We start from the raw sequence: 26,815 nt of genomic DNA on the forward strand, positions 1-26,815 counted from the left end.
CACGGGGGCGGGGTTTTCTGTCGTGCCGTTTTCCGGATGCCTCAGCGGGGCAGTTCGGAAGCGCCGGTCAGGAAGGCATCGACCTCCCGCGCGGCCTGACGGCCTTCGCGGATGGCCCACACCACCAGGGACTGGCCGCGGCGCACGTCGCCGGCAGCGAAGACCTTGGGCACGTTGGTGGCGTAGCAGCCGGCACCGTCGGTGGTCGCCTTGGCGTTGCCGCGGGCATCCTTGTCCACACCGAAGGCTTCCAGCAGGCCGGCCACCGGATTGGTGAAGCCCATGGCCAGCAGCACCAGGTCGGCGGGAATCTCGAACTCGGAACCGGCCACTTCCACCATCTTGCCGTCCTTCCACTCCACGCGCACGGCCTTCAGGGCCTTGACGTTGCCGTTGCCGTCACCAATCAGCTCCTTGGTGGACACGGCGAAGTCCCGGGTGCAGCCTTCGTCGTGGGAGGAAGAGGTACGCAGCTTGAGCGGCCAGTAGGGCCAGGTCAGGGCCTTGTTCTCTTCCACCGGGGGCTTGGGCATCACTTCGAACTGGGTGATGGAAGCCGCACCGTGGCGGTTGGAGGTACCGACGCAGTCGGAGCCGGTGTCGCCGCCGCCGATGACGACGACGTGCTTGCCGTCGGCGCGGATGGGGTTCTTGCCGTCGCCGGCCACTTCCTTGTTCTGCGGAATGAGGAACTCCAGGGCGTAATGCACGCCCTTCAGTTCCCGGCCCGGCACGGGCAGGTCGCGCGGGACTTCGGAACCGCCGGTCAGCACCACGGCGTCGAATTCCTTGCTCAGCTGCTCGGCAGAAACCACGGTGGTGGCGTCATTGACGATGCCGGCCGGCAGGGTCTTGGTGCCGACGATGGTCTTGGTGCGGAAGGTCACACCCTCGGCCTGCATCTGTTCCATGCGGCGGTCGATCAGGCCCTTCTCCAGCTTGAAGTCGGGGATGCCGTAACGCAGCAGGCCGCCGACCCGGTCGTTCTTCTCGAACACGGTCACGTCGTGACCGGCACGGGCCAGCTGCTGGGCTGCAGCCAGGCCGGCGGGACCGCCGCCGACGATGGCAACCTTCTTGCCGGTCTTGACCTTGGCGGGCTGGGGCTTGACCCAACCGTTTTCCCAGGCCTTGTCGATGATGGCGTGCTCGATGGACTTGATGCCCACGGGCGCCTCGTTGATGCCCAGGGTGCAGGCAGCTTCGCAGGGCGCCGGGCAGATGCGGCCGGTGAACTCGGGGAAGTTGTTGGTCGAGTGCAGGACGGCGATGGCCTCTTCCCAGTTGCCGCGGTAAACCAGGTCATTCCAGTCGGGAATGATGTTGTTCACCGGGCAGCCGTTGTTGCAGAAGGGAATGCCGCAATCCATGCAGCGCGCCCCCTGGGTCTTGGCATCGGCGTCGGACAGGTGACCGACGAATTCCTTGTAGTGCTTGAGCCGCGCCTCGACAGGCTCGTAAGCCTCGGACAGACGCTGGAACTCCATGAAACCAGTAGGCTTGCCCATTTATGCGGCCTCCTTCTGCTTGCTGTTCTTGGCGGCGAGTTCCGCCAGAGCGCGGCGGTACTCGTTCGGCATGACCTTGACGAACTTGGCGCGGTAGGTGCTCCAGCCGTCCAGGATCTGCTTGGCCCGGGTGGAGCCGGTCATTTCCAGGTGGCGTTCGACCAGACCCTTGAGCAGGGCTTCGTCGGCCATGGCCAGATGGCGGATGTCCACCTTGCCGTGGCTGGTGACGTCGCCAAACTCGCCCAGTTTCTCGGAAGCAGCTTCTTCTTCCGGCACCGGCTCCAGGGCGACCTGGGCCAGGTTGCAGCGGGATTCGAAAGTGCCGTCCTCGTCCAGGACGTAGGCCACGCCGCCGGACATGCCGGCAGCGAAGTTGCGGCCGGTCTGGCCCAGCACGACGACGGTGCCGCCGGTCATGTATTCGCAACCGTGGTCGCCCACGCCTTCCACCACCGCGGTGGCACCGGAGTTGCGCACGCAGAAGCGTTCGCCGCCGACACCGTTGAAGAACACTTCACCTTCGATGGCACCGTACAGAACGGTGTTGCCGACGATGATGTTCTCGGCGGTGTTGCCGCGGAAGGCCTTGGGGGCCTTGATGACGATGCGGCCACCGGAGAGGCCCTTGCCCACGTAGTCGTTGCCTTCGCCAGTCAGCTCGAAGGTCACGCCCTTGGCCAGGAAGGCGCCAAAGCTCTGGCCGGCGGTACCGGTCAGGTTCACGTGGATGGTGTCATCCGGCAGACCGGCGTGACCGTAACGCTTGGCCACCTCACCGGCCAGCATGGCGCCGGCGGTGCGGTTCACGTTGATGATCTCGGTGTTGATCACCACCTTCTCGCCCTTTTCCAGGGCGGGCTTGGCCTGCTCGATCAGCTTGTGGTCGAGGGCCTTGCCCAGATTGTGATCCTGGGTCTCGCAGTGCAGACGGGCCACATCGGCACCCACGGGCGGCATGTAGAAGATCTTGGAGTAATCCAGGCCACGGGCCTTCCAGTGCTCCACACCGGCGCGCATGTCGAGCAGGTCGGCACGGCCGATCAGGTCGTCCAGCTTGCGGATGCCCATGGAGGCCATGATCTCGCGCACTTCTTCGGCAACGAAGAAGAAGTAGTTCACCACGTGCTCCGGCTGGCCGGAGAACTTGGCGCGCAGGGTCGGGTCCTGGGTGGCCACGCCCACCGGGCAGGTGTTGAGGTGGCACTTGCGCATCATGATGCAGCCTTCCACCACCAGCGGCGCGGTGGCGAAGCCGAACTCGTCGGCACCCAGCAGGGCGCCGATGACCACGTCGCGGCCGGTCTTCATCTGGCCGTCCACCTGGACGCGGATGCGGCCGCGCAGACGGTTCAGCACCAGGGTCTGCTGGGTTTCGGCCAGGCCGAGTTCCCAGGGAGTGCCGGCGTGCTTGATGGAGGACAGGGGGGATGCACCGGTACCGCCGTCATGGCCGGCGATCACCAGGTGATCGGCCTTGGCCTTGGAGACGCCGGCAGCCACGGTACCCACGCCCACTTCGGACACCAGCTTCACCGAGATGGAGGACACCGGATTCACGTTCTTCAGATCGTGGATCAGCTGGGCCAAGTCTTCGATGGAGTAGATGTCGTGGTGCGGCGGGGGGGAAATCAGGCCGACGCCGGGCACGGAGTGACGCAGGGCACCGATGTACTCGGAAACCTTGTGACCGGGCAGCTGACCGCCTTCACCGGGCTTGGCGCCCTGGGCCATCTTGATCTGGATCTGGTCCGCATTGGCCAGGTACTCGGCGGTAACGCCGAAGCGGCCGGAAGCCACCTGCTTGATGGCGGAACGCAGGGAGTCGCCTTCCTTCAGCTCCAGATCGCGGGCGATACGGCCGGCACCGATGATCTCGGACAGCTTCTGGCCAGCCTTCACCGGCTTGAAGCGGTTGGCATCCTCGCCACCTTCACCGGTGTTGGACTTGCCGCCGATGCGGTTCATGGCCACGGAAAGGGTGGTGTGGGCCTCGGTGGAGATGGAGCCCAGGGACATGGCGCCAGTCGCGAAGCGCTTGACGATTTCCTTGGCGGGTTCCACTTCTTCCAGGGGCACCGGAGCGCCGGCCGACTTGATCTCGAACAGACCGCGCAGCGTCAGGTGACGCTTGGACTGGTCGTTGATGATCTTGGCGTACTCCTTGTAGGTGTCCATCTTGCCGGAGCGGGTGGAGTGCTGCAGCTTGGCGATGGCATCCGGGGTCCACATGTGGTCTTCGCCGCGGATACGGAAGGCGTATTCGCCGCCGGTCTCCAGGCTCTCGGCCAGCACGGGGTCGCTGCTGAAAGCGGCACGGTGCACACGCAGGGCCTCTTCGGCCACCTGCAGGATGCCGATACCTTCCACCTGGGTGGCGGTGCCGGCGAAGTACTTCTTCACCAGTTCGGAGGAAAGGCCGATGGCTTCGAAGATCTGGGCGCCACAGTAGGACTGGTAGGTGGAAATGCCCATCTTGGACATGACCTTGTTCAGACCCTTGTTGACGGCCTTGATAAAGCGCTTCTGGGCGTCGTAGGCGGTGACGTTGCCCGGCAGGTTGCCGGCGATCTCGGCCAGGGTGTCCATGGTCAGCCAGGGACAGACGGCTTCGGCGCCATAACCGGCGAGCAGGGCGAAGTGGTGGGTTTCCCGGGCGGAACCGGTATCCACCACCAGGCCGGTGGAAGTGCGCAGACCTTTCTTCACCAGGTGGTGATGCACGGCGGAAGTGGCCAGCAGGGCGGGGATCGGCGCCTTCTCGGCACAGACGCTGCGATCGGACAGGATCAGCACGTTGTAGCCGTCGGCCACGCTCTTCTCGGCGGCGGCGCAGACAGCCTCCAGGGCCTTCTCGCAACCGGCAGCGCCTTCGGCGGCAGGCCAGGTGATGTCCAGCACCAGGGACTTGTAACGGCCCGAGGTGGAACGGTCGATGGCGCGCAGCTTGGCCAGGTCGGCGTTGGTCAGCACCGGCTGGTGCACTTCCAGACGCAGGGGCGGATTGGTTTCATCCACGCCCAGCAGGTTCGGCTTGGGACCGATGAAGCTGGTCAGGGACATGACGATCTCTTCCCGGATGGGGTCGATCGGCGGGTTGGTCACCTGGGCGAACAGCTGCTTGAAGTAGTTGTAGAGCGGCTTTTCCTTGTTGGAAAGCACGGTCAGGGGGCTGTCGTTACCCATGGAGCCGGTGGCTTCCTCACCCTGGGCAGCCATGGGCTGCAGGATGAACTTCACGTCTTCCTGGGTAAAGCCGAAAGCCTGCTGCTGGTCGAGCAGAGGCACGTCGGCCTTGGGCGCCTCGCTGCCGGCTTCCGGCAGGTCGCCGAGGAAGTAGCGGGATTCTTCAATCCACTTGCGGTAGGGCTTGGCGCCGGAAAGGGACTTCTTCAGCTCGGAGTCGTCGATGATGCGGCCCTGTTCCATGTCGATCAGGAACATCTTGCCGGGCTGCAGGCGCCACTTCTTGACGATTTTCTCTTGCGGGAAGGTCAGCACGCCCATTTCGGAGGCCATCAGCACCAGGTCGTCCTCGGTCACCAGATAGCGGGCGGGACGCAGACCGTTGCGGTCCAGGGTGGCACCGATCTGGCGGCCGTCGGTGAAAGCCACGGCGGCGGGGCCGTCCCACGGTTCCATCAGGGCGGCGTGGTACTCGTAGAAGGCGCGACGCTCTTCGTCCATGAGGGGATTGCCGGCCCAGGCTTCGGGGATCAGCATCATCATGGCCTGGGCCATGGAGTAACCACCCATGACCAGCAGTTCCAGCGCGTTGTCGAAACAGGCGGAGTCGGACTGGCCGTCCACGATCAGGGGCCACAGCTTGTCCAGGTCTTCCTTCAGCCACTTGGAGGACATGGCCTTCTGGCGGGCCTTCATCCAGTTCACGTTGCCGCGCACGGTGTTGATTTCACCGTTGTGGGCAATCATGCGGAAGGGGTGGGCCAGATCCCAGGTGGGGAAGGTGTTGGTGGAGAAGCGCTGGTGCACCAGGGCCAGGGCGGAGACGAGGCGCTCGTCCTGCAGGTCCAGGTAGTACTCGCCCACCTGATGGGCCAGCAGCATGCCCTTGTAGTTGATGGTGCGGGAGGACAGGGACGGAATGTAGAACTGCTTGCCGTCGTCCAGCTTCAGCTTGCGCACGGCATGCTCGACCCGCTTGCGGATGACGAACAGCTTGCGTTCGAAGGCGTCCTGGTCGCCGACGTTCTCGCCCTTGGCGATGAACACCTGGCGCATGACCGGCTCGATCTCGCGGGCAGCGGCAGCCAGGCCGGCATTGTCCCGGGGCACGTCGCGCCAGCCGAGGAAGGTCTGGCCTTCTTCGTGCACGATGCGGGCCACGGCGGATTCGGCGGCGGCACGACCGTTGGAGGACTGGGGCAGGAACACGATACCGCAGGCGTACTCGCCTTCCTTGGGCAGGTTGATGCCCAGTTTGGCGGCTTCGGCACGCAGGAAGGCATCGGGCATCTGAATCAGGATGCCGGCGCCATCACCCAGCAGCGGGTCATAACCGGTAGCGCCGCGGTGGTCGAGGTTTTTCAGGATCAACAGACCCTGTTCAACGATACCGTGGCTCTTCTTGTTCTTGATATGGGCAACGAAACCGACGCCGCAGGCATCCTTTTCGTTGGCCGGGTCGTACAGGCCCTGCCGCCCGGGAACGGCCCCACCAGGGACAACACTATCCATCACGCTAGAGTCCTTTTTATGAATTAAGACTGCCGCCTGGATAAACCGAACGGCGTCAAAAAAGCCGGTGCGGACGGCACCGGCCTTTTCTGTGCAAAAAGCAACACTATAGTGTAGCCCGAAAACCGTGAGCCATCAAGGCTTTGCCCAACAATGCCCCGATCGCCCGCCAGTACTCAAACCCGACCTGCACTCCTGGGAAGTCACACTAAAGTGATAGCCAGCTTTTGACCAACGCACCATACCCCATTTGGTGCACCGGATTTCAGGCGGCAGACACCCGGGCGGCAATGGCGGCGGCTATCTGCTCGTCGCTGGCCGCATCGCTCACCACCGCATCGCCGATGCCGCGGAACAGCACCAGGCGCAGCTTGCCCGCTTCCACCTTCTTGTCGTGGCGCATCAATTCCAGGTAACGCTCCACCCCCAGGTCCGGACCGCTGACGGGCAAGCCGGCCAGACGGAAGACGGACTCCACCCGGGCCACCTCGGCCGGACCGATCCAGCCGAGACGGGCCGACAGTTCCGCCGCCATCACCGTTCCGGCCGCCACGGCCTCGCCATGGAGCCAGACGCCGTAACCCAGGCCGGTCTCGATGGCATGGCCGAAGGTATGCCCCAGGTTGAGCAGGGCCCGCTCACCCGTTTCCCGCTCGTCCCGGGCCACCACCTCGGCCTTGTGGGCGCAGGAGCGATACACGGCCTCGGCCAGCAGGGCCTTGTCCCGTGCCAGCAGGCCGGGCAGGCTGGACTCGATCCAGCCCAGGAACTGGGGATCCCGGATCAGGCCGTACTTGATCACCTCGGCCAGGCCGGCCTTCAGTTCCCGTTCCGGCAGGGTGTCCAGGGTATCGATGTCGGCCAGCACCAGCTTGGGCTGGTAGAAGGCGCCGATCATGTTCTTGCCCAAGGGGTGATTGATGGCCGTCTTGCCGCCCACCGAAGAGTCCACCTGGGACAGCAGGGTGGTGGGCACCTGGATGAAGGGCATGCCGCGCTGGTAGCAGGCGGCGGCAAAACCGGTGGTGTCGCCGATGACCCCGCCGCCCAGGGCGATCAGGGTGGTGGAACGTTCGGCCCGGCTTTCCAGCAGGGCGTCGAAAATCCGGTTGAGGGTCGGCCAGTCCTTGAACTCCTCCCCATCGGGCAGCACCACCTGGGAAACGGCCACGCCATTGGCCCGCAGCAGGGCCGCCAGGGGCTCCAGATAAAGGGGCGCCACGGTCTCGTTGCTGACGATGACCGCCTTCTTGCGCCCCAGGTGGGGCAGGATCAGGTCGGCGCGCTGCAGCAGGCCGCTGCCGATGTGGATGGGATAGGAGCGGTCGCCCAGGGCGACCTGCAGGGTTTGCTGAGTCATGGCGTGGAAGGCGTTGGCGGTGCGGGAGCCGGCTCGACGCCCACCAGGGGCGCCGACTGGGTGACGCGCAGCAGGAGCTGCACCGAGGCGTTGGCGGAGTGGGAAGAGGCGTCGATGACCATGTCCGCCACCTCCCGGTAGAGGGGGTCCCGTTGCACATAGAGCTGGCGCAGCCGCCCCAGGGGATCGGCCACCTGCAGCAGGGGACGGTTACGGTCGTTGCGGGTGCGGGCATAGAGCAGCTCGGGCGGGGCGCAGAGATAGACGACGAAGCCGCCGGCCTTGATGGCCTCCCGGTTCTCGGGGCTGAGCACGACGCCGCCGCCGGTGGCCATGACCAGGCCGCTTTCCCGGGACAGGTCCTCGATCACCATGGACTCCCGCTTGCGGAAGCCGGCCTCGCCCTCGATCTCGAAAATCACCGGAATGGAAACGCCGGTACGGCTTTCCACCTCATGGTCGGAGTCGACAAAACGCTTCCCCAGGCGCTTGGCCAGGAGACGTCCGATGGTGGTCTTGCCGGCCCCCATGAGGCCCACCAGAATTATGTTGTCTTGCTTGGTTTTCACCCGGCCATTGTACCAGCAGGCGCCCCGGCCCAAATGCCCACCAGGGCCCGCCGGCCGCGCTTGGCCAACTTGCCGGCCCGGCGCAGGGCTTCCTTCGGCTCCCGGCAGGATTGCTCGACAAAGGCATTGCAGGCAGCCCAGCGCCCCTCCGCCAGGGGCAGCACCGCCACCGCCCGGCCGCCGTCCACCCAGGCCAGGAGACTGAGTTCCGGACGGTCCCAGGAGGCGGCCACCAGTTCCATGCACTCCTCCCGGGGCAGGCCCAGGGCCACCAGGGCATCGATGGGGGAATCGTGCTCGGAACGGAGCACGGCGGGGAAATACTGCAGTTCGCTATCCATGGGCCGCTTCTAACATGGGCCCGCCGCCCGTGGCAACGAGAGGACCGTAAGGGCACCCGTTCTTGTGCTGCCCCGGTGGGGCAGGCACAATCCGGGGCTTCTGGAGTCTCGTCCCATGAAATACGACATCGTTATCGTCGGCGGCGGCCTAGCCGGCCTGGCCTTCGCCTGCGCCCTCAAGGAATCCCGCCTGAAGATCGCCCTGGTGGAAGGCCGCGCCCCGAGCCGGCCCGAAGGCTGGGATGCGCGCATCTACGCCATCAGCCCGGCCAATGCCCGTTTCCTCGCCGACATCGGCGTGTGGAAGCACCTGGACGCCGGCCGCATGGCGCCGGTGCGGGCCATGGAAGTGTATGGCGACGGCGACAGCCGCCTCGACTTCTCCGCCTACCAGAGCGGCGTGCCAGAACTGGCCTGGATTCTCGAGTCCTGCCTGATGGCCCAGGAGCTGTGGGAGAACGTCAAGCGCCAGGGCAATGTGGACATCCTCTGCCCGGCCACGCCCCGGGAACTGGAATTCCGCGCCGACGCCACCCTGCTGCACCTGGAAGACGGCAGCAGCCTCTCCGCCCGTCTGCTGGTGGGGGCCGACGGCCGCGAATCCTGGGTGCGCAACCGGGCCGGCCTCGCCGCCCACTACAGCCCCTACGGCGAAAAGGGCCTGGTGGCCAACTTCAGCACCGAAAAGCCCCACGGCGACATCGCCTATCAGTGGTTCCGCGACGACGGCGTGCTGGCCTACCTGCCCCTGCCGGGCAACCGCATCTCCATCGTCTGGTCCACCCCGGACGCCCACGCCGACGCCCTCGCCGCCCTGCCTGCCGAAGAGCTGTGCGCCCGGGTGGCCGCCGCCGGCAACCACACCCTGGGCCAGCTGGAACTGCTGACGCCGGCCGCCGCCTTCGCCCTCAAGCTGATGCGGGTGCCCGAGCCGACGGCACCGCGCCTGGCCCTGATCGGCGACGCTGCCCACGGCATCCATCCCCTTTCCGGCCACGGCATCAACCTGGGCTACCGGGACGCCAAGACCCTGGCCGAGATCATTGCCGCTGCCGCGCCCTGGCAGGACATCGGCGACGCCCGCCTGCTGGCCCGCTACCGCCGCGCCCGCAAGGAGGAGGTGATGCTGCTGCAGACCACCACCGACGGCCTGCGCCGCCTCTTCCGCGAAGACCTGCCCGGCTTGAAGCCCCTGCGCAATCTGGGCCTCAACCTGGTGAACCGCCTCGGCCCCGTGAAAAGCGCCCTGGTGCGTTACGCCCTCGAATCCTGAAGTTTCCCCACCGGAGTCCTCCATGCGACAACTCAAATTCCTGGCCGCCCTGTTCTGCGCCGGCGCCCTCCTCTCCCTGCCGGCCGCCGCCGACGAAGCCTCGGTGAAAAAGGCCGTGGAAGACAAGATCAACGGCAAGGTGCAGAGCGTCACCAAGTCCGGCTATCTGGGCCTCTACGAGGTCTTCGCCGACGGCCAGGTGCTGTACACCGACGAGAAGGTCAGCGTGCTGCTGATCGGCACCCTGGTGGACGGCAAGACCATGCAGAACGTCACCGCCGAACGCCTGAAGAAACTGACCGCCGTGAAGTTCTCCGAACTGCCCCTGGAGCTGGCGGTGAAGCAGGTCAAGGGCAACGGCAAGCGCGTCCTGGTGACCTTCGAGGACCCCAACTGCGGCTACTGCAAGCGCCTCATCAAGGATCTGCAGAAGCTGGACAACATCACCATCTACACCTTCCTCTATCCCATCCTCTCGGCCGACTCCCTGGAGAAGTCCAAGCAGGTGTGGTGCGCCAGCGACCGGGCTGCCGCCTGGAGCACCATGATGACTTCCGCCAAGCCCTTCACCGGCCGCACCGACTGCGACACCGGCCCGGTGCAGAAGTCCTTTGAACTGGGTCGCCGCCTCAACATCACTGGCACCCCGACCCTGTTCTTCGCCGACGGCGAACGCATCCCCGGCGCCGTGCCCCTGGACGTCATCGAGAAAAAGCTGAACAGCCTGGGCCACTGAGCCCTCCGGCCAACGCCGGAAAGCACAAGGGCCGCTGATGCGGCCCTTGTCGTTTGCAGCCGCCGCCTTCAGGCGGCCGAGACCTTGAACTGACCCACCAGCTGATCCAGGGTACGTACTGCACCGCTGGTGAGGGCGGTGCTGCGGCTGGATTCATCCACCGACTGGCGCACCGCCTCGGCTGCCACGGCGATGGTCTCGATGCGGCCGCCGGTGGCGCGGGTAGCCGCCTCCAGCTCGTCGATGGTGGCGAACAGGTGCTCCAGGATGTCCTGCACTTCCTGCTTTTCCGAAGCCGCATCCGCCGCCAGGCGCAGTCCCTCTTCCAGTTCGCTCATGCCGGTGTCCATGCTCACCACCGCATCCTCGGCCCGGGACTGGACCCCGCCGATCATGGCGGCGATCTCCTTGGTAGCATCGGCAGTGCGCTCGGCCAGCTTGCGCACCTCGTCGGCCACCACGGCAAAGCCCCGGCCTGCCTCGCCGGCCCGGGCCGCCTCGATGGCGGCATTGAGGGCCAGCAGGTTGGTCTGGCTGGCGATCTCGTGGATCACCGTGCCGATGCGACCGATCTCCGCCGTGCTGCTTTCCAGGTCCCGGATGGTGCGGGTGGCGCCGCCCACGGACTCCAGGATGCCGGCGCTGCGGGACTGCACCAGTTCCATCTGGCGCCGGGCCTCGGCCGTCACCTGGGCGACCGCCTCGCGCATAGCCTCCACCTTCTGGCTGGCGGCGTTGATGTCCTCCACCTGGCCCCGGATGGATTCCTCGGTTTCCCGCATCTCCGCCGCCATCTGGGCCGACGCCAGGGCCGTGGCCCGGCTCTTTTCCTGCAGGGTGCCGTTGGTGCCGTCGATCTCGCCGGAGGTCTGGATCACCCGGCGGATGATCTGTTCCAGGTTGTCGATGAAGCTGTTGATCCACTGGGACATGACCGTGGTTTCGTCGCTGCCTCCCTCACTGGTGGGCAGACGCTGGCTGAGGTCGCCGCCGCCCTCGGCGATGGAGCGCAGCACGCTGCTGCTCTTGCGCAGGCGCTGGCTCAGGGGCTTCATGCCGAACAGGTTGAAGAAGAAGCCGCCGCCGATGACCAGGCCCAGCTCCAGCAGGCGGGCCGGCAGGCCGGACAGGCCCAACAGCTCCTGCACCCCGACGCCCAGGCCCCAGGCCAGGATCACCACCAGCCAGTACAGCTTCTGCAGCTTGTAGGCGATGCTGCGGTAGCGATAGACCTCCTCCAGGTCGGCCTCGCACATCATGCCCCAGCGGTCCGGCGAGCCGGGCAGGCTGAAGGTGACGCCCTTGCCGATCACCGGCACATGGCGGTAGTCGGAATAGCCCGGATAGGTGACGAACAGGTTCTGCCCCTTGCGGATGGTTTCCCGCACGCCGGGGTGCAGCTGGCCCGTGGCCGGGTCGTTGAACACCAGTTCCAGTTCCGTGTGCTCCCGCACCCGCACGGTGCCGTAGTCGGTGCGCACCCCCTGCTTCAGGTTGTCTCCCAGGGAGAAGGTGGCGTCCTCGAAACGGGAACGGGAGAGGGCCGTGCCCGGCTGGATGGACGGGTCGAACTCGGCCTTGACCATGAACAGGTAGTTGTCCCCCGAATCCCGGAAGATGTGCCCCGCCTCCCGCTGGATCAGGTCTCCCACCACGTCGTTGGGTACCCGGCCGCAGACCGCCCCGGCGAATTCCCCGGCCACGTTGATGGGCAGGTAGAACATCAGGGTCACTGCATCGTGGAAACGGGAAGAGGACGGCCCCAGAACCTTGGTCACCGGGTCCACATAGGGGCCGTGCAGGAAGCGTCCCTGGAGGCCGGCGGCGACGGCCCGGGCGGGCAGGTCCCGGGCGCCGACCCGGCTGCCCTGGGTGGATTCCAGCACCACCCCGTTGCTGTCGATGAGGAACAGCTCGGAGAAGTCCCGGGCGAAGCTCTTCTTCTCCTGGAACAGGCTGCGGGGCCGCTGGGGATGCAGGGCCTGGAGGTCCCCGGCCAGGGTTTCCAGGTGGTGCCAGCACTGCTCGGCCCAGCTTTGCAGGATGCGCACCCGGGTCGAGGCGAAGCCCTCGAAGGCCTGTTCCAGCACGGGGTAGCGGTCCCGGTTGAGGTAGGTGGCCCAGCCCATGGCGATCTTGCCGGTCTTGCCACCCAGAGGCAGCCAGCCTTTCTCGCGGCTGGACAGGGACATGGAAGGACTCTGCAGCATCTGTTCTCTCCGTATTTTTGTGTATTAGTTCACATTCTTTAGCAAGGGCGATGCCAACCCCGTACGGCGAAACGGGAAAATTCCTGCAGCCGCGTCCGCCGGACCCCGCAGGGGAAAAGGCCCCAAATGAAAAGGGGAGCCCGAGGCTCCCCTGCTGCACCGAAAGTGTCACCGCACAATATTTTCTTGAAATCGCGAAAATTCATATGGTTGAGTCATGGTTTCAAGCAATTGACTCACAGCCCCTAGATTACTCGGCTCGACAAAAAGATGTAAGTGCCTAATTTGTTAGCCTTTCAAACAACTATTGTTTTGAGGATGGCTGCGGAGGCCCGCGCGACAATCTCGTTTCAAGTTACCAAAGAGAAGGAGCGACTTCTGCGAGCCATTCCCGATCATGACGCTCCAACCACGCCAATCCATTTCCCTCTATCGACTTCAATGCCTTGATGGAAACCCCGTGCTGGGAATTAAACAACTCCATGGCACGAGCTCGATGGCTAGCACGAAGGCGCTCAAATCGCTGCGCTCTCCAGGAGTTCCGTAAAGAAGGTTCTGAGCCTGCGAATGCCCGGACAAGACTCTTTTTCAACCCAGTTATTTCAGCAATCTGCCCGTAATCGTTACCTGCTTCCAGCAGACTTCTAAGTTGCACCTTCATCTGGTCGTTTAGCACACGAGGCCGATGTTCGAACGGCACACCAACCGAATCCAGCCACCGACATGCCTGGCACAATGGTATCCTCATTGCTTTTGCAGCACGGGTCACTGACCACTTGTCAAACTCGACCAGCTGCCGCAATCCTTCACGCCAGTCGCCCACCATGGCGTCAAGCTCATTAGATATCTCGGCTGACATAGCGCTTCGATACGCGTCGAAAAAGTGTTCCCCTGAGTCAAATAGGAATGCAATCAACACAGCATGCTTTAAAGGGTGGTGCAGTCCGGGGAAGCGCCTGGTCAACAAGCCGACGACTCCTGTGCCACTCGGATCGAGGTCGGTATCGGCAAGAAAGCCGAATCCAGGCACGTTTTCGAGATCACCGAACTCGACCTTTAAGTGCTGTCTGATCAGCAATGTACGAAGCGACCCATCAAATGAGACCCATCCGCGGTCTCGCGCTCCCTGCCGATACACAATTCTCAGGCGGTCGTCATCAAATATCACCGACATTTGGGCAATACTTGCGCTTATGTCAGCAATGCGCACCAACTTGGTGATTGACGCTCCATTAAGGTGCGGCAGACTTTCCCAATCGTTGCAGGAGTGATCCTCTGGCAAAGTCCAATCCCGAAGTCCCCGTCGCTGAGCGCTGCTTTTCAAGCGACGAAGCAGAATACCGTGATGGCGACATACCCAGACGGACGGCCACTGATGCTCAAGAATCCAGCGCGAAAACCCTAATTCACCTAGGTCGTGCTGTATGCACTCAGGGCAAGCCTTCAAAGGATGCGAAGCGCCCACCCGACTGGCCATCAACCCAAGCAGGTGTTTTGGCTCTGCCGCTCGCTGATTACAAACCGCTGCCAATGCCTGTTGGTAGCGTGGTGGTGAGATGAAATTAGCGTAGTACCCCAGCAGTGTCCTTTCCAACGCCAAGGTTTCCGAGGTGCCTAAGCAGTTGCCCGTTCTCTTGCTAAACTCCGACAGATTCTTCGGGAAATCATGCTTTAGCAAGAGACGAGAGGTCCCGAATAGCTGAACACAGGAATAGCTAGCATTTACATTGCCACTTAATCGGTGATACCGCGCGCACCAGGAGTACAAGGTCTCACCGTCGACCAGCGATGGCAGGTTGATTGGATATCCGTCGAATAGACCGATATCGGTACTCATGGACTTTTCCACCAAGGCTTCCGCTCATGTCTGCCCAGCGAATTCCGGTGGTACATAAGCGGTTATTGCGCCGGTCTTTTGATAGCCGCGCCCCGCCTTTCGATACTCTTTTCCCGGGCAGGGACCTGACCAATCAAGATGGATTCCTTTAGCCTCAAGCTGTTTCTTAAACGGAGCAACGGGAATGACTGCCAACGAAACAAGGTAATGATAAACATCGCTAGCGCGGTGATGTTCAAGCCCGGCATCTTCGGTGATGAGACTTCGAGCGACGACCTTTCCATGGTGGCGAGCCATCGCCCACAGTACGCGCCGCGCATAGAAATGCCATTGAGACTCCTGGAATTCAATACACGCTGCACGAGTTAGGGGGAAGCAGATCGCATCCGGCCAGGCAGCTGGCTTGAACTCGGTGTTTCTAACTAACGACCCCATTGAAACTCGCATCGGCCGGTCAGAATCATTAAGAAGGCGAACGGCAGTTTTTTTGATTTCCTCAGCCCAATCAGCATCTCTCGGATGCACCTTGGCCGATGATCGCACCAGCTTCTTAGCCAGCTTAGAACTTCGCCTCTCTATCACCTTCTTCAAGGCTTCAATTCCCGCTTTCGACCCGGCGATAGCGATTCGCTTCATGGCTCCATAGTGATCACGCCATAAATCGCTAATATCGAGATTTTGGTCTATTGCAATTTTTGCCAGTCGATCAACGAGAAGACTCACTCCATCGGCGGTACGATTAACCGGAGTGGGAGCGTATGCGTTATCGGGAGGTACCTCATGTGCGACTACATAGGGGCCTTGAGCCTCAATATCGGCCAGCCTCTCCAGAAATGTCTCAGCGTCCTGAAACAGATAGTTTGCGAGCAATAGGTTCCTATTTAATGGCCCTTCAATTGCCCCCTTCGTTAAGCCGAGAAAGTGAAACCAATTCTCCGTCTTCCCCTTCGCATACGCTCGATCCAGTCGGGCAAGGAGCTCCGGCGAGTAGTAGGATTCCATCGCAGCTTGAAGACTCAACCGGTCGACTTTCTCAGCGCCCCAGCGAAATCCTCGCTCGAGCGCCCTTTCGCGGAGAACCCTGGGCAGGTTCTCGGCCAGCATTCTTTTCGGCACATGGGCCAATACAAGGTTTGCAAACCTTGCAATGTCCTTCTCTATACTGGATGCCACGTAGGCGGACGACTCTACCTCCGCCAGCTCAAACTGATATCCGCAACAACACCCCTGCCAGGGGGCGAGAGTCAGGTCTTTTGGTGATTCGATAGGGCAGCCGCATTCTGGGCAATTGTCCAGCAACCTCCACCCGTGCCTCCAACAGGCTGTGACAGTCGGGATTTGATGTGACCTGTGAAGATACGCAGTATCGAACTGAGCCACGTCTTCCTTAATGCATTCGAGGCAAATTCGCGTTGCGCCAGATTCGCCAACGCTTCTGCGGACATAATCAGCCGATGCCCAAGTCGCTGTGCTGGTGGTAAAGAGCCGAGTTATCGGGAGTAAGGTGCCTTCATGAATTAGCTTCTCCACGTTCACATTGAGGTCACCGGGCATTCTTTTTGCCAGGGCTTCAATTCGCGGCATGAACAAGTTGGACATAGCAAATGGTGATGAGCCGAATAGCTCCCGATACGTCTCAAGAGTTTTGGTATTTCCGCGCTCAATGTGAAAGCGACTGACACGAGATGCCAACGACTCATCAGGTAGTGATGCAGGGAAAAACGGCAGAATCTGACTCCTCTCCAGAATTACCGTGGCAGCAGACGCTGATTGATTAGCACTGCAGGCTGACTGCATACAAAGTCCCTTCTATGTGGGTGACTCAGGCGACGTCTCGGAATGCATCAAAGCCCTTGATGAGAAATTTTTTCAACCCCTCATTGCGGAGGTCATCGCCGTCACACTGGGCTTTTCCCTCAGCTCGCTTCTTCTCGGCGTTAGCTCGTTTAGCAGCTGTCTGCTTTGCGGCGGTCATCTCTCGCTCATGGGGACTCTTCTTCCGGCCAGCGGATTCCGGTGGTGCCATCTCCGACTCGGTGGTCAGAGGCGATTTGCTCCCGTATTGCTCGGCCATTGGCTCTTTGGAATTGTCTTTCGTCTGGCTCAGCAAGCCCCATTTGTTGGCATAGTGCTCGCAGCGAACGTCTTCAAAATCCAGGAGGCGAATAGGGTCGCGATGGACGAATCCTTCGATGAGGTCCCGATCCTTCTGCGAGAAATCGACCCCCTCATAAGCCTGCTGAAGATGCTCCACAGTGAGTGCTCGTTCATTCAAATCAAGCGCCAGTCGTTGGGCTGAATGACATATCCGGCATGCGTAGTCGCGAAATCCGCCGCTATATTGGAATAGGATTTTTCCTCCCGGATCGCTGAATGTCATAGGTTCAGGAAGCACGTAGTAGCGCCAAACGCCTGGCGCAATGCATTTGTGCCAGTCGAAGTCATCTAAACTGATGGGCTCAAAATCGAACGATCCAGCCGAACTCGTGCGTCTAACATCTTGAGAATAGCGATCCAACGCTCCTAGACCGAACGGATTGCCCATGAGGACCATCGGTATCCCGAAGTTCAGCAGACGGAGAAAGAACAGCGCAGCCAGACCGCCATGCGCCTTTCCAGAAAAATTGCGCTGCTGAATTTCATCAATTACCAGGACACCGACTGCATGGATTCTAAGAATAATGCCGACATGGACAGCGAGCTTCTCGTTGCTCAAACGGATGAGAGACGGTTGCGTCGAATAGCTTGTCCCGACTGCTTCGTCGATAGCGCAAAGGATATTTAGTAAGAGCCCACCGAGGGTTCCATCATGCGACATGGGTACATATAGCCACACTAGTTGGACCTGGTGTGACCAGCCAGCCGCCTTGTTTTCTGAGTGCACGATGCACTGGGGCAGCAGTCGTAATGCATTCTTAATCTCGTAGCTTTTTCCTGTTCCGGTTTCTCCGGATACACGGATACATTGGGCGTAGGCTGAAGATGATGGGAGCTCAGAAAGCTTCTTGCCGCTACATGCTGCCAACGCCATCGTTTCCTTTCGTATGCTTAACTGCCTTGGATCTCTCGATAGGTACCCCCGACGAATCATGCGGAATAGCCGCGTCGCCAGCTCCAAGGTAGTCGTCGTCGGCTCAAACAGCCGCTCCTGCATCAGATCAAGCAAGACGTGACGCTCACTATTGCTCAGGCTTGCTACATCAACTCCATCTAGCGGCGAATACCGGATGCGGGGCAAGATATCGTCGACCTGTAAAGCAGTAGCCAAGGGAGACAAGAACGGATGGCTCTCATCAGTAAGTTGTCCGAGTTCTATCGACATAGGTCAGCGCCCCGTATCCTGAAACTTAGTCAGTCGCTCGGTGAGCGCACTTTTTAGTTTCGATGATGAACTGATTGAAACAACGTTACTGGCTGCCGGCCCAACGGGATCGGAATGACCCTTGCGCCATTCCGTGGCTGGGGAAGTATTCTGGTTAGCAACCCGCCTTGTTGCTTGATCGAGCTGAGCAGCCTTTTCCTGCCGCTGGTTTTCCCGCACACGTTCCCGCTTAACCTTGGCCTCAGTGCGACGGCCTTCAGCTTCGGCGCTTTTTCGGTTTTCGCGGGCGTCATCGACCTCGGCAAGCCTGGACATCCGTTGATCAGATACTGCTTGATGGTCCTCAGACTGGGTTTCAACCCGATTCAAACGATTCGCTTCGTTGCTCGCGATCAAGTCGGCGACGTAATACTCACGTACGACGATCACGTCTCGGGAGATATTCGAAATGGGATGAATCCCCTGAGCATCAACCAGAAGAATCTCGGAAAGATCATCTGGATCGACCTTCACCTCTACATGCCGTAGCTCGTTGTGCGCAAAGTTGTGATACAGACATGACTGCTCAATGTACTCACTATTGAAAAGCGCATCTTTGAGCAGTTCAACGCGGTTCCCGGTGTCAGGCCGGTGAAGTACCAGCCCGTTCCTCTGCACACTCGCCGTGTAGGTGGGTAGTAGATTCGAACGCAGATATAGTTCGTCCACCGGTCGCTTGCTGACGTACCCCTCTCTCTCTGCCCATCGATAGATTTCAATCCGGGTGGGGTTGTAAGACCGCCCGGCCATCGCACGCTTCATCTCGGTAGGTACTAGATGCGGTACTCGTTGTTTGGTGTTTGCCCAATGCATCCATTGCCACAACAAGCGTTCGTACCCAAACAAAGATAAGAGCGCATTGCGGATTGGCAACACCTCTCCGCGCTTCGGCTTCCTCCCGTAGGTTGTTCCGGGAAGTTTATGATCGATTCCCGCGTGCCGTGCGTGATGCCCGCCTTCTGACGGTGAGTTTCTGTCGGCTCGCCCGCTTTCGACAAACTCGATTGAGACTCGGACCTTCTTCGCGCATGCTTCCATACCAGCGATGGCGCGAAGCTCACCGTTGTCAGATAACAGGCGAGTAAATAGAAAACTCGAAAAATCATCGGGGGAAATGTCAGACAGACCAAGACGAGCCAGTACCTTCTCCTTGCCAAGGGCTGCCCGTAGGATCGTGAGATTGGCATCTGCAGTACTAGGTCCACCAATCACGTTATGTGCTCCACACCAAAGCCCCAGAAGGGCTTCTCTGACGAAGAGACCACGCGGCACACCGATTGGACTGGTACTGTCGAAGCATGCCACCAGGTTCACATCGATCGGCGAGGCATCGATCGATCCGACCTGCCCGATTGCATGAATTCCGTCCCGGGCCGATCCAACAAGCGGGCGGTAGTTCTTTGCCCACTCTCCCTCCCCCATAATCCGAACCAAAGCCGTCTCACGGTCTGAACTGTTCGGTCCATGGAAGAAGAACTCACGCTCGGTGGGACGCTGATTCGCCGGCAGGAGTAGCGGAAGCTGGCGGCCATTCTCGTTCTTGTAACCATCGCTGTAGAAGGTCGAACTGAAGGCAATGAACTGTTCCTTTTGTGACACTCCAGGCCGGGCGAACATGAAAAAGCCGTCACGTATGTTTTGACGATCCTGCTCATCACAGATCTTCCCTTCCAGCTCCTTATTGCCCACTTTTTTCGCCTGATTGGGAGCGCCTAATCGAATGCCGTTCCGTCCAAAGCGAACGCTCCCCTTCCCCCCTCTATTGGGCGTATTTGGCAGCAATGCATCCTTGTTCTGACCGAAGGCATAGTAGCGATGCAGTGCGTCATAAATCTGGTTGGCGCCAATCTTGGCTGCCTTTGCTCGAGCAGGAACCAACGCATCTAATTCCGCGATACTGGACACCAACTTGGCTTCTGCCATAACGATCAACGGTTCGATCAACCGCCATTTCGCCTCCCGCGCAACTACCTCGGGAGTGGCCCATTCTTCACCAATTTGCACCCACCGCTTTCGTGGACATGCAGCGAGTAGTTCCGCATCTGACTTTCCCCACCAGGGAGGAATGGGCAATGTCTCGGACTGGAGGGCTTTCCGTTCATCTAGCAACTCATGCAGCGTATCAAGGCGTACGTATCTGAACCCCTTAGCGTAGTAGCTTGGCTGCCTCTTACCAGTCTCCCTAGGTGGCGGGGGCTCCGGAATTTGTATTACGACGAGAGGATTGTCTAGTCCATCATTCGCCCCCAATTCATCCACGACACGATAGAGACCGCGGCAGACGGTACAGTTGTCCTCCTGCACTCTGAAAATGAAGCCAACCCCGACGTTCGTCATTTCGCACTCCCTTCAAATAGGGAGCCCCGTAATTTCTCCCTAAGGACGCGACCATTCCTACGCGCAGGATAGGAGGTTAGAAGCGGGACAGAAAGATCGATGTCAATCGCCTGAGTCCAGGCACAGTGACGAAAGACCATCCAGCCTTCCTCGAGAGACATCTTCTGGCTCTCGGACGCACGGGCCACCGCATCGGAGACGGACAGATGTGGCAGCGCTGCAAATTCGTATGAGAACTCATCAACGCATTCGGCGAGGTGCGGCACATCGCTCAGACTGGCACGCTCCATACACCATTCCAGCTGACCGGCCATCAAAATTGGGACGAACCGCGAACTCATGATGAGATACCGGATTCCCATGCGTTCTGCGTAGCGTCGCTCAAGTTCCAGGCGTTCTAGCGTTCGCCACTTCACCTCCTGATCCGGATCCTCAATCGGCTTACAGGAGATTGCTACCAGTTCGAACTCGTTACCGTTCCGTACGGTGACGAGAAAGTCGATGGTGGCAACATAGGGAATATCAGCACCAGGAAAGTAGCCGTGGTCGATCCCAGCTTCCGCTGCAATGTCAAAGAGGCCAGTACAGTAGCCTAGCTGCAGCCCATCAGTTCCCGGAGTTCCATACAGGGGATGAGGATGCGCAATTGGCCAAAGGGGGTACTGCTCCCGCAGATCATGAATCTGCAGCCATAGAAGCAAAAGTGCGATCTGGTACTCGCCGCGGGAAAAGAAATACCCAACTCGATGCAGCGGATGTAAGTGTGCTGCGACTTGATTGGACTCACGAGATGAGTTCTTCCGCCGGAGGGTAAGCCATGGCTGATAGTCAGCGCCGTGTCCCATCCCGTATCCCTGCTGGACGCGCTCATTGAGCTTGTCCCATGTCATTACGCGGCGACGCTTTTTTTGCGTCCCGGTTGGCGAATTGATGCTGGCCAGCCACCGCTGTAGCTTTTCATTCCTCGCAGGACTGTCGAGTTCAACATGCCGATGCTTATCGACCAACTCACCGATATCCCGCTGGATCTGCTCAGCAAGTTCCATTCGCACACCTCCGAACATCCGGTTCGTCTGCCCAGACTTTGTTCAACGTCTAAGTTCGGGCGTAACTAGGTCTTTACTTAGCCAAACAACTAGCGTCAAACGAGTCTGAGAACGAAATAGCGCTCCGACTTCGGCACCGCCCCCTCATGGGGCATCACACATTCCCCCCGAGGTCTTAGCAAGCACATGCAGGCAACTCCACTTAGGGCATTAATATGCGCCAAATGCATATATAATGCAAAACATACATTATTCGTCACACGCCTCAATGATCACCAACATTCCCGAGTTAATCCGAAAAGCCCGTGATCGCAGGAGTCAGGCTGAATTCGCCAAGTTTCTTGGCGTTTCTCAATCGACGCTCTGTCGCTACGAAAGCGGAGAGGTCAATCCCAGAGCCGAAGTCATTGAGCAATGTATGCACCTGGTGCATGGAAACGACGATGACCAGGGATCCTCCATTGAAGAACTCGTGGCCAAGGTCCGGGGACGGTTAGGGCGAGCGGATCAGGCGCCTTTACGGACGGCCCTCTCCAAACTGATCGACGGCCTTGCAGTCTGATTAACTGGCCTAGTGAGATTAAGGACTACTGCTTGTAGGAAGGAGCTGCTATGACAACTCAAACCAGTATCGAGTGGACTGAACAAACCTGGAATCCCACAACCGGGTGCACCAAAATATCTCCCGGATGCAAGCATTGCTACGCTGAAGTTATGGCTCGTCGGTTGCATGCCATGGGGGCGCCAGGCTATGAAAATGGCTTCAAGTTGGCCATCCTGCCGGAACGGCTGAAGCAACCGCTGCAACGGAAAAAGCCGACCGTCTACTTCGTCAATTCCATGAGCGACCTCTTCCACGAGGACATTCCGGATACGTTCCTAGACCAAGTCTTTGACGTCATCCGCAATACCCCTCAGCACACTTACCAGATTCTGACCAAGCGGGCTGAGCGCCTACCTCAGTACTTCAGGGAGCGGGGATGCCCGAGTAATGTGTGGCTTGGGGTTTCGGTGGAAGACCGGAAATATGGTGTTCCCCGTATCGATTACCTGCGGCAGGTAGAGGCAAGTATCCGCTTTTTGTCGGTGGAGCCTTTGCTGGAAGATATCGGCGAGATCGACCTGACAGGGATTCACTGGGTCATTGTTGGCGGTGAATCGGGGCATCATGCCCGGCCCATGCAAGAGGACTGGGTAACCAACGTCCAGGAACAGGCAGATGCCGCCGGTTCTGCCTTCTTCTTTAAACAGTGGGGAGGATGGGGCGCAGATGGCGTTAAGCGCCACAAGAAAGCAAATGGACGAGTCTTCAAGGGCCGTACCTGGGATGCTTACCCTTCGGCCCAGCAAGTGGCCTACTAGAAAAGTCGTCCTTGGCCCTCCACATTTGCTGCCGTCTCCCAGAATTTGTGCGGCAGTTCGTGCTTGGCGGCCATGAGGAGCCAGTAAAGCGGCTGGTTTTTCGTTCCGGTAATCAGTTTCATCTCCGTTGAAGGCCATACACCAAGATTGGCCACCAATTCTCTCCAGTAATCCACCACTTGTCGGCGAACCTCAAGTTGGGTGGTGGTAGTACACACTCCTTGGCGCCAGCCGGGTGCGAATGCATCAAAGGCAGAGTGTTCTGCAGATAGATTGATCGCCAGGTTGCGTTGAAGATCCATCGCACTTAAGTGGATCAGAAGATCAATCCGTTTGAGCCTCGACAGGGCCTGGATTACCCGAAAATCTAATGCCTCCAGATTGTAGGGGTCGATAAATGCAAAGTGGAGTGCATATCCGCTAACCGCCTTGACCATTAGGTCTGCTGCTTGTGCAGCACTAGCGTGTATCGGATGCACTGGAGCTCCGAGTGCTTTTAGGCGACTGGTGCAGGCCTTCAGCCGTTCTTCGTCTAAATCCGAGATATGGAGGGCAGTGAAGGGGGCGCCTCCCTCGACACTGGTCTTCCAGGCAGCCACGACACCGCCATCAATCCATTCACCGGTATCTCGAACTTTCGAGCGGCCCGTCCCGCAGAAAAGGTCGAAATAAACAGCACCTCCCTTTCGTTCGCCTATGTACTTCCGACGAGTGGCTCGGGAAATATCCAAGTATCGAGTAAGGTACTTGTGCTTGTCTTTGGCCCAGATCCCCACTTCGTCAGCAGGGAGTCCATCATCCCCAACAATCAGCCCCATAAGGCGCGCCTCAATTCATCCAAATATCATTATTGGAAACGATAGCGCCAATGACTTTAATAGGGCAATAGACCATGAATAAAACTTACACGCATATAAGAAGGCCTGGCTACTACTTCTATAGCCTTTAATGTTTATGGAAGCATTCCTGACAATTCTTATCAAAATGCTTTCATAAACGTAACGCCTGGGTCAGCGTTCTGTTGGTTTACGACTCCTAAGATGGCATCACGGTTGGACGCGATAGTCCGCCTCAATTAACTAGATGTCACAAGGAGAAAACCATGAAGACGAAGATTTCCCAACTGATGGCAATCGCTGCTATGAGTCTAGCGGCTGTCGGTACGACTTATGCCCACGAAGACTACTCCGAGGCAGGTGCCATTCATTGGCTTAGCCATGTTGCAGAAAGCACGGGAAGCCCGACGGCAAATCAGCAAGCAGCATTTGGATACGCCGCCACCAAAAGTGCCGATCGAGAAATCACTGTGGATAGCGGTACCAAGCACGTAAATGTCACTCGCCTGGAAACCGTCAAGATCAATGTCGGAGGCAAGACTGTTGTCTGGACCTTTGATACGTTGGGAACTGCCGCGTTTCCTCTTTCGAAAATCATGCCTGGCGCAGATGGCATTACGGTCTATGTAGCTGAAAATCCGAGCTATCAGGGGGGCTAATGCACTGACACCGGGATGACACAATTGTCACCTTGGTGACGGCATTTTGTCAGGATGAAACCCCTAGTATCGGAACTGCAGTACACCTAAATAAGGAGATAAAAATGCTGAAGAAAGCACTAATCATTGCCGCCCTGAGTACCGCATGTGTATCCGCCTTCGCCGTCGACGCCTCTCAAGTTGAGAAATCGATCGAGTTGAAAGATGGCTCTACTCTCTACATCTTCAAAGATGGGAAAATGAGCATGGAAGACAAGTTCGGTCGTGCCACGCGCATGAAGAAGGACACCGTAATGGAAACCAAAGACGGCCAGAAGATCATGATGCATGGTGACGAGGTCATGCGCCTTGATAATCTGTTGCACAGCGGGCATCGCGGTTAATCAATTTTGATGTCCATCTGAACGGCTCCCTTTGGGAGCCGTTTTCGCTTCATACATTCCTATAAATTCTGCCTAACATAGTTGCTCGGCAACTTAGGTCTTTATCGGATATATCCCGGCGTATTTAGGGATAAAAAGCCGAACGCTTCATTTCAAATTTTGCAGCATCTCCATCATGTGCTTGAAATGGCCGCTGACCCGATCCAAGGAGAATTCATACATCGTCGAATTCTCTGCAAACTTTGCTCGCTCAACATCCATCTCTACTGTATTCCCATCAGCTGCTGGTTGATAGGGAACATGATATTTGAGGGGAAAAGGAGGGGGCTGCTTGCTTCCAGATAAGTGACCTTGCACAGTATTTGCCAACGGGAGAGATGCTGAAGCTCCTCGGACGATCTCAGCAGCCTGCTCAATATCAATATCAACGGCCTTATAGCCAGGGGTGTCAGCATTCGCGATGTTCGACGCAATGAGTTGCTGCCGGTAAGCACGCACCCCTAGCATTTTTTGCTGAAAATCGTGACTGCCATGCCCCCCTTGTCCGATCGGGAAATGCGCGGAGTGCCCCGCAGCATTATTGGATAGCATTCCAGATGAGTGCCCAATTCCTTGGCTATTACCACTGGACCCAACTCCACCATGAGCAGCATGGGTGCTCATGGGACTACCTGCTTGTTGCGCAATCGCCTGGCTAAAAGCCCCAGAAAAGGTTCCGCCTTCAGCATTCCCCCCCCCATTCCCATGCCCCTCATGCCCGCCTTGAGTCGGAGACATAGAGGCATTGGCTACAGAAGGAATTGACGATGCCCCAGCCATGAGAGTGATAGTTTGTCGGTATCAGGGGGTTATCTATTTTCCAGAATCTTCTTTCGCCGAATATGCGGTTAGAACCTGGGAAATCCGATACTGATATTCAAAGCAATCGATGGAATGTGTCTTCCAATAATCAATCGCAGAACAACTAAAACCCACTAGCCATTTCCCAGGCCGGTCATAGTCAAGAATAGCCAGCTCTGCTGGCTGGCGCAGAAATTCTTTGGCCGTAGAGAGATGATTTGAGAGTGCTTTGGCTGCGTACTCTAGATTTAAAATAGCCAGTTGACCGGCAAAATCCAGATGAGACTCAACCTGGGCTCTAGCGCTACTGAATGGGGTCACCTCAGACATGATTTCTCCCTCTAACATAAAGGCTCATTGCCTCATAGGGAGAGTTTGCCTGGGGTAACCTGTCTCCCCCATAACGGGGAAATTACAAACCGGTCACGTTTCGGTCAGATTCCATAGCAGTTGCCTAGACGGGAGAAGCCCCCCCTCTATGCGGAGTCACCAGTCTCTTCAACCCGGATTATGGGAATCCACCTTGGAGTGTGCTCAGCATAATCGCGCCATGCCTCACCAAACATAGCTTGGCCAACTTGCTCTTCCCGATGAGCTAGTTTGACGTAGGTCGTCACGAGAAGAGGGAACAATAGAAGGGTAATAATTGTTGGCCACTGCAACAGAAACCCAAACATGATCAGAATAAAGGCTAGGTATTGTGGGTGCCGAATCCGCCGATATGGTCCCTCCGTCGCCAGCGTACTGCTCCTTTGTGCTTTGTAGAGAACTGGCCAGGCATTCGCTAGCAGTAGGAAGCCCCCAAGAATGAATACGGTCGATAGCAAATGGAAGGGGCCAAAGTGCGGGTTACTTTTCCAACCGAACAGCATTTCCGGTAAATGACCTGCATCATGAGATAGCCAGTCGATCCCAGGGAAATACTTCGTCAACCATCCAGACAGCAGATAAATGGTCAGCGGAAATCCATACATCTCGGTAAAGAGCGCAACCAGAAAGGCTGAAAACATCCCGAGCGTCCGCCAATCCTGTTTCGTTTGGGGCTTAAAAAAGCTGACAGCAAAAAAAATGAAGAAGGCGGAGTTCAGGAATACGAGAGTCCAAAGTCCGTAACCGGATTGACCATGGTTCATAGCCCAGTCTCCTTCTTTTCACCTTGCTCGTTGTGATGTTCGCCCCTCTGCCCATGGTGTTCGTGATGACCATGGTGCATAAACAGATGCATAAAGGGGCAAGCCAGCAACAGCAAGTAGGGTAGAACGCCAAATAAATGGGCCTGGTGTTCGGACAGCAGATAGAACAAACCGGCTGCAGCAAAGAACCACCATCCCCACCATATTTTCCGCCCATGTCGTGCATGAGCAGAGTCCTCCTTCGTCTTGCTTTCATTTCGCATTTCGCGGCTCCTTATCCTGGCGTCTTAGCTGGTATGGGCCGGAGGACGATTACAACATCCTCT

At 58.9% G+C, this 26,815-nt stretch carries 22 protein-coding genes and 1 pseudogene; 6 read left to right on the forward strand and 17 right to left on the reverse strand.

Going from position 1 to position 26,815, the window contains the following annotated elements; translation table 11 throughout:
- Window positions 1-41 precede the first annotated feature (41 nt).
- From OEL49_RS08590 to OEL49_RS08610, 5 genes are all read right to left on the reverse strand, one after another.
- Complete coding sequence (locus OEL49_RS08590; RefSeq protein WP_014236200.1) at window positions 42-1,508, reverse strand: glutamate synthase subunit beta; 1,467 nt, start codon at window positions 1,506-1,508, stop codon at window positions 42-44.
- The gene (locus OEL49_RS08595; RefSeq protein ID WP_130459456.1) at window positions 1,509-6,206 is read right to left on the reverse strand and encodes a glutamate synthase-related protein; all 4,698 of its coding nucleotides are present in this window, start codon (window positions 6,204-6,206) and stop codon (window positions 1,509-1,511) included.
- 265 nt (window positions 6,207-6,471) lie between these two features.
- Complete coding sequence (aroB, locus tag OEL49_RS08600; protein ID WP_014236198.1) at window positions 6,472-7,566, reverse strand: 3-dehydroquinate synthase; 1,095 nt, start codon at window positions 7,564-7,566, stop codon at window positions 6,472-6,474.
- Window positions 7,563-8,135, reverse strand: coding sequence for a shikimate kinase (locus OEL49_RS08605; RefSeq protein WP_014236197.1), 573 nt, complete (start codon window positions 8,133-8,135; stop codon window positions 7,563-7,565). The genes aroB and OEL49_RS08605 overlap by 4 nt, the downstream gene beginning before the upstream one ends.
- The gene (locus OEL49_RS08610; protein ID WP_014236196.1) at window positions 8,132-8,476 is read right to left on the reverse strand and encodes a hypothetical protein; all 345 of its coding nucleotides are present in this window, start codon (window positions 8,474-8,476) and stop codon (window positions 8,132-8,134) included. Before OEL49_RS08610 ends, OEL49_RS08605 begins: the two co-directional genes overlap by 4 nt.
- A gap of 115 nt (window positions 8,477-8,591) precedes the next feature.
- Here OEL49_RS08610 and OEL49_RS08615 point away from each other — a divergent pair, with 115 nt between their 5' ends.
- On the forward strand, window positions 8,592-9,749 hold the full coding sequence (locus OEL49_RS08615) for a UbiH/UbiF family hydroxylase (protein WP_014236195.1): 1,158 nt from the start codon (window positions 8,592-8,594) through the stop codon (window positions 9,747-9,749).
- A 22-nt stretch (window positions 9,750-9,771) separates the two neighbouring features.
- The gene (locus OEL49_RS08620; RefSeq protein ID WP_014236194.1) at window positions 9,772-10,485 is read left to right on the forward strand and encodes a DsbC family protein; all 714 of its coding nucleotides are present in this window, start codon (window positions 9,772-9,774) and stop codon (window positions 10,483-10,485) included.
- Window positions 10,486-10,553: 68 nt separating this feature from the next.
- On the opposite strand, the gene OEL49_RS08625 is transcribed toward OEL49_RS08620, so the two are convergent.
- The 7 genes and pseudogenes from OEL49_RS08625 to OEL49_RS08650 form a co-directional block, all read right to left on the reverse strand.
- A complete protein-coding gene (locus OEL49_RS08625) occupies window positions 10,554-12,695 on the reverse strand; it encodes a methyl-accepting chemotaxis protein (RefSeq protein ID WP_014236193.1) in 2,142 nt (713 codons plus the stop codon).
- 355 nt (window positions 12,696-13,050) lie between these two features.
- On the reverse strand, window positions 13,051-14,532 hold the full coding sequence (locus tag OEL49_RS08630; protein WP_014236192.1) for a TnsD family Tn7-like transposition protein: 1,482 nt from the start codon (window positions 14,530-14,532) through the stop codon (window positions 13,051-13,053).
- Between the two features lie 24 nt (window positions 14,533-14,556).
- Entirely contained in the window at window positions 14,557-15,636 is a 1,080-nt protein-coding gene (locus OEL49_RS08635) for a hypothetical protein (RefSeq protein WP_238526335.1), read from the reverse strand.
- 204 nt (window positions 15,637-15,840) lie between these two features.
- Window positions 15,841-16,329 (reverse strand): annotated as a pseudogene (locus tag OEL49_RS17405) (TniQ family protein); the annotation flags it as partial.
- Window positions 16,330-16,354: 25 nt separating this feature from the next.
- The gene (locus tag OEL49_RS08640) at window positions 16,355-17,854 is read right to left on the reverse strand and encodes an ATP-binding protein (protein WP_014236190.1); all 1,500 of its coding nucleotides are present in this window, start codon (window positions 17,852-17,854) and stop codon (window positions 16,355-16,357) included.
- 3 nt (window positions 17,855-17,857) lie between these two features.
- Entirely contained in the window at window positions 17,858-19,897 is a 2,040-nt protein-coding gene (locus OEL49_RS08645) for a hypothetical protein (protein WP_157870588.1), read from the reverse strand.
- Between the two features lie 329 nt (window positions 19,898-20,226).
- Entirely contained in the window at window positions 20,227-21,276 is a 1,050-nt protein-coding gene (locus tag OEL49_RS08650; protein WP_287874414.1) for a TnsA endonuclease N-terminal domain-containing protein, read from the reverse strand.
- Window positions 21,277-21,544: 268 nt separating this feature from the next.
- On the opposite strand from OEL49_RS08650, the gene OEL49_RS08655 reads away from it, so the two are divergent.
- Together OEL49_RS08655 and OEL49_RS08660 are read left to right on the forward strand one after the other, a co-directional pair.
- A complete protein-coding gene (locus OEL49_RS08655; RefSeq protein WP_043797791.1) occupies window positions 21,545-21,838 on the forward strand; it encodes a helix-turn-helix domain-containing protein in 294 nt (97 codons plus the stop codon).
- Between the two features lie 50 nt (window positions 21,839-21,888).
- Window positions 21,889-22,638, forward strand: coding sequence for a phage Gp37/Gp68 family protein (locus tag OEL49_RS08660; protein ID WP_014236187.1), 750 nt, complete (start codon window positions 21,889-21,891; stop codon window positions 22,636-22,638).
- Here the strand turns inward: OEL49_RS08660 and OEL49_RS08665 are convergent.
- Window positions 22,635-23,456 (reverse strand): three-Cys-motif partner protein TcmP, encoded by an 822-nt coding sequence (locus OEL49_RS08665; RefSeq protein ID WP_014236186.1) that lies wholly within the window; start codon window positions 23,454-23,456, stop codon window positions 22,635-22,637. The two genes, OEL49_RS08660 and OEL49_RS08665, sit on opposite strands and share 4 nt — an antisense overlap.
- Window positions 23,457-23,740: 284 nt before the next feature.
- Between OEL49_RS08665 and OEL49_RS08670 the strand changes: the two genes are divergently transcribed.
- Window positions 23,741-24,133: a CzcE family metal-binding protein gene (locus OEL49_RS08670; RefSeq protein ID WP_014236185.1), complete on the forward strand. Its 393-nt coding sequence runs from the start codon at window positions 23,741-23,743 to the stop codon at window positions 24,131-24,133.
- Window positions 24,134-24,237: 104 nt separating this feature from the next.
- Window positions 24,238-24,516 (forward strand): periplasmic Cu(I)/Cu(II)-binding protein CopK, encoded by a 279-nt coding sequence (gene copK / locus OEL49_RS08675; RefSeq protein WP_014236184.1) that lies wholly within the window; start codon window positions 24,238-24,240, stop codon window positions 24,514-24,516.
- A 147-nt stretch (window positions 24,517-24,663) separates the two neighbouring features.
- Here the strand turns inward: copK and flgB are convergent, their stop codons facing one another.
- The 4 genes from flgB to OEL49_RS08695 form a co-directional block, all read right to left on the reverse strand.
- Window positions 24,664-25,179: a flagellar basal body rod protein FlgB gene (gene flgB / locus OEL49_RS08680; protein WP_232058775.1), complete on the reverse strand. Its 516-nt coding sequence runs from the start codon at window positions 25,177-25,179 to the stop codon at window positions 24,664-24,666.
- Between the two features lie 189 nt (window positions 25,180-25,368).
- Window positions 25,369-25,686 carry a hypothetical protein gene (locus OEL49_RS08685; RefSeq protein WP_157870587.1) on the reverse strand — a complete coding sequence of 106 codons (318 nt, stop codon included), beginning with the start codon at window positions 25,684-25,686 and terminating at the stop codon, window positions 25,369-25,371.
- Window positions 25,687-25,832: 146 nt separating this feature from the next.
- Complete coding sequence (locus tag OEL49_RS08690) at window positions 25,833-26,489, reverse strand: methyltransferase family protein (protein ID WP_014236182.1); 657 nt, start codon at window positions 26,487-26,489, stop codon at window positions 25,833-25,835.
- Window positions 26,486-26,752: a DUF2933 domain-containing protein gene (locus OEL49_RS08695; RefSeq protein ID WP_014236181.1), complete on the reverse strand. Its 267-nt coding sequence runs from the start codon at window positions 26,750-26,752 to the stop codon at window positions 26,486-26,488. Before OEL49_RS08695 ends, OEL49_RS08690 begins: the two co-directional genes overlap by 4 nt.
- Window positions 26,753-26,815 lie beyond the last annotated feature (63 nt).

Origin of the sequence: Azospira sp. (genome assembly GCF_030247495.1) — a bacterium.
GTDB classification, from domain to species: domain Bacteria; phylum Pseudomonadota; class Gammaproteobacteria; order Burkholderiales; family Rhodocyclaceae; genus Azospira; species Azospira oryzae.

What these genes read in the sequence shown, in the direction of transcription:
- OEL49_RS08640 (WP_014236190.1), bottom strand. Translation starts at nt 17,854, where the DNA reads ATGTCGATAGAACTCGGACAACTTACTGATGAGAGCCATCCGTTCTTG.
- OEL49_RS08590 (WP_014236200.1), bottom strand. Translation starts at nt 1,508, where the DNA reads ATGGGCAAGCCTACTGGTTTCATGGAGTTCCAGCGTCTGTCCGAGGCT.
- OEL49_RS08690 (WP_014236182.1), bottom strand. Translation starts at nt 26,489, where the DNA reads ATGAACCATGGTCAATCCGGTTACGGACTTTGGACTCTCGTATTCCTG.
- OEL49_RS08655 (WP_043797791.1), top strand. Translation starts at nt 21,545, where the DNA reads ATGATCACCAACATTCCCGAGTTAATCCGAAAAGCCCGTGATCGCAGG.
- OEL49_RS08695 (WP_014236181.1), bottom strand. Translation starts at nt 26,752, where the DNA reads ATGCGAAATGAAAGCAAGACGAAGGAGGACTCTGCTCATGCACGACAT.
- OEL49_RS08610 (WP_014236196.1), bottom strand. Translation starts at nt 8,476, where the DNA reads ATGGATAGCGAACTGCAGTATTTCCCCGCCGTGCTCCGTTCCGAGCAC.
- OEL49_RS08635 (WP_238526335.1), bottom strand. Translation starts at nt 15,636, where the DNA reads ATGCTGGCCGAGAACCTGCCCAGGGTTCTCCGCGAAAGGGCGCTCGAG.
- OEL49_RS08685 (WP_157870587.1), bottom strand. Translation starts at nt 25,686, where the DNA reads ATGTCTGAGGTGACCCCATTCAGTAGCGCTAGAGCCCAGGTTGAGTCT.
- flgB (WP_232058775.1), bottom strand. Translation starts at nt 25,179, where the DNA reads ATGAGCACCCATGCTGCTCATGGTGGAGTTGGGTCCAGTGGTAATAGC.
- OEL49_RS08650 (WP_287874414.1), bottom strand. Translation starts at nt 21,276, where the DNA reads ATGGAACTTGCTGAGCAGATCCAGCGGGATATCGGTGAGTTGGTCGAT.
- OEL49_RS08665 (WP_014236186.1), bottom strand. Translation starts at nt 23,456, where the DNA reads ATGGGGCTGATTGTTGGGGATGATGGACTCCCTGCTGACGAAGTGGGG.
- OEL49_RS08630 (WP_014236192.1), bottom strand. Translation starts at nt 14,532, where the DNA reads ATGAGTACCGATATCGGTCTATTCGACGGATATCCAATCAACCTGCCA.
- aroB (WP_014236198.1), bottom strand. Translation starts at nt 7,566, where the DNA reads ATGACTCAGCAAACCCTGCAGGTCGCCCTGGGCGACCGCTCCTATCCC.
- OEL49_RS08670 (WP_014236185.1), top strand. Translation starts at nt 23,741, where the DNA reads ATGAAGACGAAGATTTCCCAACTGATGGCAATCGCTGCTATGAGTCTA.
- OEL49_RS08625 (WP_014236193.1), bottom strand. Translation starts at nt 12,695, where the DNA reads ATGCTGCAGAGTCCTTCCATGTCCCTGTCCAGCCGCGAGAAAGGCTGG.
- OEL49_RS08615 (WP_014236195.1), top strand. Translation starts at nt 8,592, where the DNA reads ATGAAATACGACATCGTTATCGTCGGCGGCGGCCTAGCCGGCCTGGCC.
- copK (WP_014236184.1), top strand. Translation starts at nt 24,238, where the DNA reads ATGCTGAAGAAAGCACTAATCATTGCCGCCCTGAGTACCGCATGTGTA.
- OEL49_RS08660 (WP_014236187.1), top strand. Translation starts at nt 21,889, where the DNA reads ATGACAACTCAAACCAGTATCGAGTGGACTGAACAAACCTGGAATCCC.
- OEL49_RS08620 (WP_014236194.1), top strand. Translation starts at nt 9,772, where the DNA reads ATGCGACAACTCAAATTCCTGGCCGCCCTGTTCTGCGCCGGCGCCCTC.
- OEL49_RS08595 (WP_130459456.1), bottom strand. Translation starts at nt 6,206, where the DNA reads ATGGATAGTGTTGTCCCTGGTGGGGCCGTTCCCGGGCGGCAGGGCCTG.